Origin of the sequence: Aquimarina addita (assembly GCF_039539305.1) — a bacterium.
Lineage (GTDB): Bacteria > Bacteroidota > Bacteroidia > Flavobacteriales > Flavobacteriaceae > Aquimarina > Aquimarina addita.
In genome coordinates, this window is sequence record NZ_BAABCW010000001.1 from 43,349 (window position 1) to 54,236 (window position 10,888).

Genomic DNA, 10,888 nt, shown 5'->3' on the forward strand with positions numbered 1-10,888 from the left:
CGTTAGCGATTATTTTTATAATAGTTTTCCAGTAATTTCTGTAAATTCTTTTTTGCCCGAAACATAAGGGATTCTACAGAGGAGACACTTTTCTTAATGATTTCACTAATTTCCTGATAACTTTTACCATTCACTTTATGCAATGTAAAAACAATTTTTTGTGCCTCAGGTAATTGATTTATTGCATAAAACAAGGTTTCACTTTTCTCTTTATTTTCTAAAATAATTCCAGGATGATTCATTTCAGTAAAGTATCCAGTCTTATCCAAAGGTATTTCAGTACCCATAATAGATTGTAAAAAAGCAAATCGTTTTTTGGTATTACGTTTTCTAATAAATTCTAAACACTTATTAGTAGTAATTCTATAAATCCAGGTTGACAATTTAGAATTCCCTTTAAATGTATGAATCGAATTATATACCTCTACAAAAACTTCTTGCGCGATATCTTCCGCATCTTCTTTGTTGGGTATAAAAGAAATACAGGTACTAAATACCTTTTGTTGGTATTCATCTAATAATTGACTATACGCCTTATTAGTTCCTTTTCGTAAAGATTCGATGAAGTCATCTTCTTTCATTTATCATAATTCGATTGCAATATATATATTTTTTTGGCAAACAAACTTTATGAAGTTCCATAAAAAAAGCCTAAAACTCTCAAAAGACTTTTAGGCTTTTTATTAATTGAAGTGTAAAACTTAATCATTTTTCACAACAAACTATAATATAGTAAACTTATCAATGGTTACAGACATACTTCTATTTGGGTTTAAAGAGTTTCTAAGTGAGATTTACATTCACTCATGGTAAAAGATAAGTAAGCTATGTTTTTATGAATTCGTTTAGTGAATGTCTTATCCTCATAATCCATCAATTTACTTTTTAGAGAGATATCCACATTAATATGTGTAGCATTATGACAAGAATAGATAATCAAAATGTCGAGATAAGATTAAAATGCTATGATAATTTTAGGAAAACTTTAAAACCAAAATCTATATATTTACTCGCTGTAATTCTGTACCCATGAAGATTTTATTGCAAACCTTCTTTTTTGTTCTAGCTTATACCTCCATTGCACAAAATTCTAACCTTGAGAAATCTGTTTTGGCATTAAAACAAAAAATCACTCAATCTGAAAAAGGTGAAAAATTAAAATGGATGGATAGCCTGTCTGTACTCGTAAAATTTAATGATGAATATAACTATGACTCCATAATAAGACAAACTATCAAGTATGCGCTAGAACTGGATTCATTGGATATAGCTACTCGCAACACCCATGAGCTTGTTTATTATAAAAGCGTTATGGTTGGTAAACCTGAAGAAGGGTTGAAAATTTTTAAAGAATTCGTTGGCAAAGCAGAAATACTAACTAATAATATAACCAAAGCGAGGCTCTATATGTATGGAGCATATTGCTATTATGCGATTGGTGATATTGATGAATCATTAAAACAGTTGGGAATAGCAAAAAAATTAGCGTCAAAAACGACTGATAAAAGATTGCAGGCTGATATCGATTTAAATTTGGGAAAGTACTATGGTGAGATCGGAGATTTTGTAAAATCCTCCAATTTTATTCAGCAAGCTATTCCCATATTTATCAAGTTTAAGGATACATCAAAGATTATTGGTTCTAAAAATGCGCTATCGATTCTTTACAGTCAAAATGCTTTTTATGAAGAAGCAGAACTAGAGCGGAATGAGGCAATTTCTTTGGCTAAAAAACAAAAAGAACAATCAAGCTTATATTTTTTATATTTTAATGCTGCTCAAGATTACAGGCTACTTGGTGATCATAAGAAGTGGATAGCCAATATGAAACTTTGCCTTAAGGCAAACGAAAATTCTCTTTATAAACTTCACTTCGAACCTCTTATTCTATGTAATTTGATTATTGCCCTTGCAGAAAGTAACAACCTAAAGGAGGCAGAAGAATATTTTAAAACTGTTGAGAACAATCTGGAGAAGTATTCAACAGGAAATAATTATAATACCTATATCGAAACCCTTAAGCAAATGGCATTTGCCAAAGGTAACTATCCAGAAGCATTAACTTATGGGAAGGTACACTTGGATTCAGTATTAAAACTAGACGCTTTTGTCGAAATTATGAATGCCGAGAATTTTATGGCAAAAGTTTATAATGCGCAGAAGGATACTGAAAACTCACTGAAACACAAAATTCGTTATTATACTATTAAAGATTCTGTGGCTACGGTTCAAAAAGTGAAAGCCTTGACGTTTTATCAAACGCTATATGAAACGGAAAAGAGAGACCTTAAAATTGAAGCTCAGGAATCTAGTATTGCGCTTCTGGCTTCAAAAAATAAAATAAAAAATCAATGGATGCTCTTTGGGGGTTTAGGGTTACTATTAATTTTTTGGATTATATTTTTGATTTGGTCTAGAAGCGAAGCACGCAAAAGACATCAGCGACAGGAGCAATTTACGACCCAGTTGGTCAATATACAGGAAGTTGAACGCTCTAGAGTTGCCAAGGAGTTGCACGATAGTGTGGGTCAGAAATTACTCGTTCTTAAAAACATATTATTTCAAAAAGAGAAAGATCAACAAGAAGAAATAAATGTTCTCGACGAAACTATTATTGAAGTTCGAGAAATGTCTCATAGTTTACACCCTTTTCAGTTCGAGAAACTTGGCCTTGTGAAGTCTTTGGGAAATATGATAACCGCTTTTCAGAAAAATTCTGAAGTTTTTTATTCTTCTGAAATCGAAGATATTTCAGGGTTAATTCCAAAGGAAAAAGAAATCGTAATTTTTAGAATGCTGCAGGAATGCATTGGGAATGTTGAAAAACATGCAGAGGCTACTGCTTGTAAACTTATCGTTAAGCAGAAAAAAGGAGATGTTGTTTTTCGCCTAAAAGATAATGGTAAGGGTTTTGATGTTGAAAAGAATTCTGAAAAAGTAGATAGCTTGGGAATGAAAACGTTAAAGGAACGTGCCAATTATCTTGGTGCTATGTTAAGGATAGATTCTGAAGCGGAAAAAGGAACTACTGTAGTCATTAAAATTTCCATAGCATGAATCTGACGATCGTTTTAGCGGATGATCATCCCCTACTGCTAAGTGGAACAGAGCAGTTTTTAAAAAACCTGCAATTTAAAGTGGTAGGAACTGCCACAGATGGGAATGAAGCATATTGTCAAATTATAAAACATCAGCCAGATATTGCTATTTTAGATTTTGATATGCCCAAGTATAATGGTATAGAAGTAGGAAAGTTATGTTTGCAAAAAGGAGTAGAAACCAAGATAATCATTCTAACGCTTTACAAACAAGAATCCATCATTAGTGAGGTTGGAAATACCATTCATGGCTATGTGCTAAAAAATGATACCATAGACGAACTCGCCCATGCCATAGTTCAAGTTGCAAAAGGCAATAACTATATAAGTAAAAATTTAAATGAAAATATTCATCTTAGCGATCCCACAAAAACTATTGAACATCTCACAATCACTGAAATGAAAATATTACGCCATCTGGCAATGGATATGTCTTCTTCACAAATAGCCGAATCTCTTTTTATTTCGAAACGTACAGTGGAGAAACATCGTAGTAATATTATTAAAAAATTGGGTATTTCCTCCTCTCAAAATGCACTTCTTCTTTGGGTGCAAAAAAATCCAAACTTCTTCATTAAGTAGTCGTACATATTTCTAAGAATTCTTTTTCTCTCTACTTTTTAGGAATGAAGAAAAGAGCTTCGGCAAATGGATATATAATTGGCGGGTCTATAGTCACAAATATCTGGCGAAGAATACTACGGCACATTAAAAATAAGCGCTACCCAAAACCCTTTATTCCTGTGGGTAGTTTAAAATCGATATTTTTTTGATACGTAGGTGTACGTATTGCGCCAATATCTATTCATTGGTAAGTTTGTTCCTTTAATCTAGGAAAAGTTACTAAACCATAAATAATGAATACATGCTTACATAGTTTTTGTTAGCCGGTATTGCAAAAATTAAAGGGAACAAATTTTTGAATTAAAAAACACATATCGCTTTAACAAGTAATTCTTGGTCTATCAGCAGAGTAGGAAATAACATTTTTTTCTTCGCTGAAAGGTTAGAGAACCAACAAAAAAATAGAATTATAATGATCGCATTTGGGAATACACAACATTATAAAAAAATGAAGAAGTATTTACTTTTAATTCTAATACGACCATTGATAAGCTACTTACGAATCCAAATAAGTATTGACTTATATCCTAAGGCAGTTGTTAATGTATTCGGAACAAGTAATAGTTTTTCTGGTTATACTTTTGTAGTAACTCATCCAAAAAACACTACTAAAAAAATTAATTGGTAAAAAAGTTATTCATAATCTCATATTAACAAATCACTCCAAAGATTAATTACTCATGAAAAAAATTACACTAATATTAACCCTATTATTTAACAGTTTGTCGTTTGCCCAAGATTTTACAGTAGATGATATTGAATATACCATAACATCGTTAACAAATCCAGTTACAGTAGAAGTAGTAGGTTATACAGGAACAAGTACTGTAGTAGATATACCCACAACAGTTACTTATGATAACATTACATTTAGCGTAACCAGTATTGGTGAAGAAGCTTTCCGGGGAAATAAATTAACCAGCGTTACTATTCCAGACAGTGTAACAACTATTGGAGCTTATACTTTTTGGGATAATGAATTAACCAGCGTTACTATTGGTAATAGTGTAACAACTATTGGTGGTGGTGCTTTCGCCAATAATGAATTAACCAGTATTACTATTCCTGACAGTGTAACAACTATTGGTGGTGGTGCTTTCGGTCATAATGAATTAACCAGTATTACTATTCCAGACAGCGTAACAACTATTGGAACGGCTGCTTTCTCTTATAATAATTTAGCCAGTGTTACCATTCCTAACAGTGTAACAACTATTGGTGGTGCTGCTTTCTCTTATAATAATTTAGCCAGTGTTACTATTCCAGATAGCGTAATAAGTATTGGTGAAGAAGCTTTTTTAGATAATAAATTGACCAGCGTTACTATTGGTAATAGTGTAGAAACTATTGGTGAATCTGCTTTTCAGGAAAATGAATTAACCAGTGTTACTATTCCAGATAGCGTAATAAGTATTGGTGATGCTACTTTCTGGGAAAATGAACTAACCAGTGTTACTATTCCAGATAGCGTAATAAGTATTGGTGAAGAAGCTTTTTTAGATAATAAATTGACTAGTGTTACCATTGGTAATAGTGTAGAAACTATTGGTGATGCTGCTTTCCGGGGAAATGAATTAACCAGTGTTACTATTCCAGATAGCGTAATAAGTATTAGTGAACTTGCTTTTTATGGGAATAAATTGACTAGTGTGACTTCTAAAAGTTTACAACCAGCAACACTACTTAGCAGTGTTTTTAACGGTCGTAGTTCAATAACTTTAAGTATTCCAACAGGTACAGCAGCAACATATGAAACTGCAGGTTGGACAGGTTTTAATTCAGTTTCATTATTTGACGCAACATTTATTGTAGATGATATTGAATATATCATAACATCGTTAACAAATCCAGCTACAGTAGAAGCATCTGATTATACAGGAACAAGTACTACAATAGCCATACCTACAACAGTTACTTATAGTAACGTAACATTTAGCGTAACCAGTATTGGTGAGTCTGCTTTTCTAGAAAAAAAATTAACGCGTATTACCATTCCAGATAGTGTAACAACTATTCGTCTTTTTGCTTTTTATGATAATGAATTAACCAGTATTACCATTCCAGACAGTGTAACAACTATTGGTAATTCAGCTTTCTGGGGCAATAATTTAACCAGTGTTACCATTGGCAGTAGTGTAACAACTATTGGTGATTATGCTTTTTATCATAATGAATTAACCAGTGTGATTTCTAAAAATTTACATCCAGCAACACTACTTAGCAATGTTTTTTCTGACCGTAGTGTAATAGACCTTTATATTCCTATAGGCACAGCAGCAACATACGAAACCGCAGGTTGGACAGGTTTTAATTCAGTTTTATTATCTGACACAACATTTATTGTAGATGATATTGAATATACCATAACATCGCAAACTAATCCAGCTACAGTAAAAGTATCTGATTATTTTGGAACAAGTACTACAGTAGCCATACCAACTAAAGTTGCTTATAATAGTTTATCATTTACCGTAACAACTATTGGCTATGAAGCTTTCTATAATAATTATTTAACAAGTGTAACCATCCCTGATAGTATAATCAGTATTGGTGATTATGCTTTTTTTATTAATCAATTAACCAGTGTTACCATTCCTGATAATGTAACCAGTATTGGTGATTTTGCCTTCTCTAGTAATGATTTAAATAGTTTTACTATGGATAATAGTGTAGAAACTATTGGTGATTATGCTTTTTATAGGAATTATTTAACCAGTGTTACAATTCCTAATAGCGTAACAACAATTGGGGATAATGCTTTCGAGGAAAATAATTTGACCAGTGTAATATCTGAAAGTTTAGCCCCTGCAACACTGCTTAGCAATGTTTTTGATGATCGTAGTGTAATAGATCTTAGTATTCCAGCTGGTACAACACTAATATACGAAACCGCTGGGTGGACAGGGTTTAATTCTGTTACTGAAGCTAATACCCTAAGTACCTATGAAAACACCATATTAGAAAACCTAAGCTTTACTAATAATGCTAATACTATTGTAATCACCACTATTAATGGGATACGTTTAGAAAACATGAGCCTATACAATATGTCTGGGCAACGTGTATTGGCTAGCCGGCAATCAGAGATCTCTATTAATCATTTAGCAAGCGGTGTATATATAGCACAGCTTACTACTAATGTAGGTACCATTGTTAAAAAATTTGTAAAGTAAGTTTTATAAGTAGTAGTGTGCATATAAGGTAATACAAATAATCAGGCTATGTGCGTGCCTATCAAATACAGCTGGGTCACAAAAAAATAAATTTAGTTTAAACCACTTGAAAATATATAACGATGAAAAAATTAATACTAGTATGTGCCTTATTATTTAACAGCTTGCTGTTTGCCCAAGATTTTACAGTAAATGATATTGAATATACCATAACATTTACAAATACAGTTGAATTATCTAATTATAAAGGAACAAGTACCACAGTAACCATACCAACTACAGTTACTTATGATAGCGTTACATTTAGCGTAACAAGCATTGGTAATGAAGCTTTCCTGGATAAAAATTTAATCAGTGTTACAATTCCGGATAGCATAACAACTATTGGTGATTATGCATTCTCTAATAATAATAAATTAACCAATGTCATATCTGAAAGTTTAGACCCAGCAACACTTGCTGACACTATTTTTGGGGATCATAGTTCAATAAACCTTAGTATTCCTTCAAATACAGAAGAAACATACCAAACGGCAGGTTGGACAGGGTTTGATACTATTTTACTATTTAATTTAACATTTATTGTAGACGATATTCAATATACAATAACATCGCTAACAGACCAAACTACAGTTGAAGTGTCTGATTATACAGGAATAAGTACTACAGTAGCTATACCTACTACGGTTACTTATAATAATATTTCATTTACCGTAACAACTATTGGTCATGCTGCTTTCGCCCAAAAAGGTTTAACCAGTGTTACCATTCCTGATACTGTAACAACCATTAGAGATTACGCATTCGCTGAAAATGATTTAATCAGTATTGCCTTTCCTAATGGTGTAAAATACATTGGCTTTGATGCTTTCTGGAACAACGATTTAACCAGTGTTACCATTCCTGATAGCATAACAACTATTATTGGGGGTGCTTTTGCTGATAATCAATTAACCAGTGTCACCATACCTGATAGTGTAACTAGTATTGGTGATTATGCTTTTTTTGGAAATAATTTAACCAGTGTAACATCTGAAAGTTTAAACCCAACAACACTTGCAAACAATGTTTTTGATAATCGTAGTGTAATAGACCTTAGTATTCCAGAAGGTACAATACTAACATACGAAACCGCTGGCTGGACAGGGTTTAATTCTGTTACTGAAGCTAATACCCTAAGTACCTATGAAAACACCATATTAGAAAACCTAAGCTTTACTAATTATGCTAATTCTATTGTAATCACCACTACAAATGGGATACGTTTAGAAAACGTGAGCCTATACAATATATCTGGGCAACGTGTATTGGCTAGCCGGCAATCAGAGATCTCTATTAATTATTTAGCTAGTGGTGTATACATTGCACAGCTTACTACTAATGTAGGTACCGTTATTAAAAAGTTTGCAAAGTAAGTTTTATAAGTAGTGAATAATTAATAAGGCAAGGAAACAAAAAAATAAAATAGAAAATAATACAATTAGCTTTTTGAAATATGAAATTTTCAAAAATTCATTAATCCTCATGATAATTGGAGTTTTAGGTTTGGCTATAGAATTAATGAGAGGATAACAATAGCCACCAAAAAAATAAAGAATAAAAATGAAATACCAAAAAGAAAAACTTTACGCGCTATGTTCTCTAGTAGTCATGCTATTTATGTTTACAGTACTATTTATAACAGCATTACTCATTCATTCCTAATAACTATAAACATAATATAACCAGGAGTTATGACTAAATATCCTGTTTTGTTTATTAACTCTAGCCTTTTATTAAAAATATACGATGAATTTTGTGAAAATGACAGCTTTACAACAACAATTGTCTAAGATTCAATTTGAGAACGTATCTATATTAACCACAAAATAAACAGATAATAAATTATGAAAAAAATAGTAATATCGTTCACTTTATTTACCTTATTATTCACTTGTTTACTATTTGCTCAAGAATTTACAGCAAGTGGTATTAAATATAGGATAACCTCTTCAACTACGGTTGAAGTTTCAGGTTATAATACCGAGGCAAGTAAAATAGTCATACCTAGCACGGTTACTCATTATAATAGTACATATACGGTAACCACAGTTGGTGTAAAAGCTTTCCATCCGAATTCATTAACCAGTTTTACTATCCCTAGTATAACCGCTATTGGTGTAAATCCTTTCTATCCAAATTCATTAACCAGTGTGATTATTCCTAATAGTGTAATAATTATTGGTGAGTATGCTTTTTATGATAATGATTTAACTACTATTACTATTCCAGAAAGTGTAACAACTATTGGAGATGCTGCCTTTTATGCTAATGATTTAACCAGTATTACTATTCCTAAAAGTATAAAAACTATCGGTGATAGTACCTTTGGTTATAATGAATTAACCAGTGTAATTTCTGAAAGTTTACACCCAGCTACACTAAATGACGGTGTTTTTGATAATCGCAGTGTAATAAACCTTAGTATTCCTACAGGTACAACACAAGCATACGTAACAGCAGGTTGGACAGGGTTTAAATCTGTTACTGAAGCTACTATATTTTCAGTAAACTATTGCACACTTCTTCATTGAGTTCACACATTTTATTTGATATCAAATAAAATGTGTGAACCAAAAAAAACACTGATAATCATATGATTAACAATGTTTTAATATAACCTATCACTAGGCTTATCGGGGTGGCAGGATTCGAACCTACAATGTCTTCCTTTTTTTACACCTCATTTTGTCGTTATTAACGCCAAAAAAATAATAAAATAAGACGTTACACCAAGTAAAACCGCACTTTTTTTTAAAATATTTTTCGCTCCATTTTCATGAACTTTACTGCCAACTACTGCCATCTTTGTACGGTTTTGATTTTCAATAAAATAGAAAATTATAAAAATAAGAATGGTTAAGAATTTGACAATAAATTCTACTCACGAAACTTTTTTTTATTTTTTTTCTTGAATGTGTAAAATTATTTCTCAAATACTAAATTACGGTAACACATTGAGTCGAAAGTGATTAGTTGCGACACAAAAATATCATTTATTATATTAAAAATTAACCACAGACCTTTTTCATTATTTCTGATATTGTGATTGATGATATTACGTTAAAAGACCTTTTGTATGATTATTTAAAAAAATGGCTTGTAGGCAGTGCTTCCACCTGTTTGGGATTAGGTGTAAATCAAACCTGTTTAATCCTGGTCGGTAATCAGGGATCAGGAAAAACTACTTGGCTAAATCGTCTTTGTCCAAAAGATATGCAAGAGTTTTTGGTATGCTCACATATCAACCCTTCTTTAACAGACAAGAATACCGCTAATTTCTTAGCAGAAAAATGGTTTGTAAATGTAGATGATCAACTAGAAACAATCTTCGGTAAGGATTTTAATTCTATGAAAGCGATTATTACCGCACCCTTTGTCACAAACCGTAAGTTGTTTCACAAATTGTCAAAAACCCGTCCGCGTATTTGTTCTTTTATGGGTTCTGTTAATAGCCCACGTTTTCTTACTGATTCAGAGAACAGAAGGTATTTAGTGTTTTCGGCAGCAGAAATAAACTATAAGCATACGGTAAATATGCAGAAGGTTTGGGCGCAAGCTGCTCAGTTGGCAAGAGATAATTTCCAATTCTGGTTTTCTCATAAGGAAATGAAGCAGCTCAATAAAGTAAATGATATTTATAAGCAAAGCACTCCGGAAGAAGAATGGTTGATGAAACTTTATGAACCTTGTGAACCGTCTGACCCAAAAGCAATGTTTATGATGCTTTCCAGAAATGCTATCACAGATGAATGCACATTCTGGTATGCGAATGTCAATGAAACGACTTTCACAGGCGATGGAACGGCTTAAATTTGGTCAGCCTACATCTAAACGAATTGAAGGCAAGGGAGTGCGTAAAGTATATCCTATGCGTTTTAAATCGGATGAACAAGAACAAAAACTGCAAAGAGAGTTTAGAGATATGCATAAAAAAGAGGAATGAGAAAGAGG

At 32.2% G+C, this 10,888-nt stretch carries 10 protein-coding genes; 8 read left to right on the forward strand and 2 right to left on the reverse strand.

The genetic code is table 11. The features are described from left to right. Positions 1 to 2: 2 nt before the first annotated feature. Positions 3 to 581, reverse strand: coding sequence for an RNA polymerase sigma factor (locus tag ABD816_RS00200; RefSeq protein WP_344923677.1), 579 nt, complete (start codon positions 579 to 581; stop codon positions 3 to 5). Positions 582 to 1,029: 448 nt separating this feature from the next. Between ABD816_RS00200 and ABD816_RS00205 the strand changes: the two genes are divergently transcribed. The 6 genes from ABD816_RS00205 to ABD816_RS00230 all read left to right on the forward strand — a co-directional run bounded on the left by ABD816_RS00205 (position 1,030) and on the right by ABD816_RS00230 (position 9,468). Further along, complete coding sequence (locus ABD816_RS00205) at positions 1,030 to 3,057, forward strand: tetratricopeptide repeat-containing sensor histidine kinase (protein WP_344923679.1); 2,028 nt, start codon at positions 1,030 to 1,032, stop codon at positions 3,055 to 3,057. Beyond that, entirely contained in the window at positions 3,054 to 3,680 is a 627-nt protein-coding gene (locus tag ABD816_RS00210; RefSeq protein ID WP_344923681.1) for a response regulator, read from the forward strand. Before ABD816_RS00205 ends, ABD816_RS00210 begins: the two co-directional genes overlap by 4 nt. Positions 3,681 to 4,170: 490 nt before the next feature. Then, on the forward strand, positions 4,171 to 4,350 hold the full coding sequence (locus ABD816_RS00215) for a hypothetical protein (protein WP_344923683.1): 180 nt from the start codon (positions 4,171 to 4,173) through the stop codon (positions 4,348 to 4,350). A gap of 52 nt (positions 4,351 to 4,402) precedes the next feature. Then, entirely contained in the window at positions 4,403 to 6,895 is a 2,493-nt protein-coding gene (locus ABD816_RS00220; protein ID WP_344923685.1) for a leucine-rich repeat protein, read from the forward strand. A 122-nt stretch (positions 6,896 to 7,017) separates the two neighbouring features. Further along, positions 7,018 to 8,310 carry a leucine-rich repeat protein gene (locus ABD816_RS00225; protein WP_344923686.1) on the forward strand — a complete coding sequence of 431 codons (1,293 nt, stop codon included), beginning with the start codon at positions 7,018 to 7,020 and terminating at the stop codon, positions 8,308 to 8,310. 471 nt (positions 8,311 to 8,781) lie between these two features. Next, positions 8,782 to 9,468, forward strand: a complete 687-nt coding sequence (locus ABD816_RS00230) for a leucine-rich repeat domain-containing protein (RefSeq protein WP_344923688.1) — start codon at positions 8,782 to 8,784, stop codon at positions 9,466 to 9,468. Between the two features lie 149 nt (positions 9,469 to 9,617). Here ABD816_RS00230 and ABD816_RS00235 read toward each other — a convergent pair whose 3' ends face one another. Beyond that, positions 9,618 to 9,740, reverse strand: a complete 123-nt coding sequence (locus ABD816_RS00235; RefSeq protein WP_344923689.1) for a hypothetical protein — start codon at positions 9,738 to 9,740, stop codon at positions 9,618 to 9,620. A gap of 239 nt (positions 9,741 to 9,979) precedes the next feature. Here ABD816_RS00235 and ABD816_RS00240 point away from each other — a divergent pair, with 239 nt between their 5' ends. Together ABD816_RS00240 and ABD816_RS00245 are read left to right on the forward strand one after the other, a co-directional pair. After that, positions 9,980 to 10,747 carry a VapE domain-containing protein gene (locus ABD816_RS00240; protein ID WP_344923690.1) on the forward strand — a complete coding sequence of 256 codons (768 nt, stop codon included), beginning with the start codon at positions 9,980 to 9,982 and terminating at the stop codon, positions 10,745 to 10,747. Further along, entirely contained in the window at positions 10,713 to 10,880 is a 168-nt protein-coding gene (locus ABD816_RS00245) for a hypothetical protein (protein WP_344923691.1), read from the forward strand. The genes ABD816_RS00240 and ABD816_RS00245 overlap by 35 nt, the downstream gene beginning before the upstream one ends. Positions 10,881 to 10,888 lie beyond the last annotated feature (8 nt).

Bases quoted from the DNA above. Each gene is read 5' to 3' on its own strand.
- ABD816_RS00215 (WP_344923683.1), top strand. From the start codon at position 4,171: ATGAAGAAGTATTTACTTTTAATTCTAATACGACCATTGATAAGCTAC.
- ABD816_RS00235 (WP_344923689.1), bottom strand. From the start codon at position 9,740: ATGGCAGTAGTTGGCAGTAAAGTTCATGAAAATGGAGCGAAAAATATT.
- ABD816_RS00200 (WP_344923677.1), bottom strand. From the start codon at position 581: ATGAAAGAAGATGACTTCATCGAATCTTTACGAAAAGGAACTAATAAG.
- ABD816_RS00220 (WP_344923685.1), top strand. From the start codon at position 4,403: ATGAAAAAAATTACACTAATATTAACCCTATTATTTAACAGTTTGTCG.
- ABD816_RS00245 (WP_344923691.1), top strand. From the start codon at position 10,713: ATGAAACGACTTTCACAGGCGATGGAACGGCTTAAATTTGGTCAGCCT.
- ABD816_RS00210 (WP_344923681.1), top strand. From the start codon at position 3,054: ATGAATCTGACGATCGTTTTAGCGGATGATCATCCCCTACTGCTAAGT.
- ABD816_RS00225 (WP_344923686.1), top strand. From the start codon at position 7,018: ATGAAAAAATTAATACTAGTATGTGCCTTATTATTTAACAGCTTGCTG.
- ABD816_RS00230 (WP_344923688.1), top strand. From the start codon at position 8,782: ATGAAAAAAATAGTAATATCGTTCACTTTATTTACCTTATTATTCACT.
- ABD816_RS00205 (WP_344923679.1), top strand. From the start codon at position 1,030: ATGAAGATTTTATTGCAAACCTTCTTTTTTGTTCTAGCTTATACCTCC.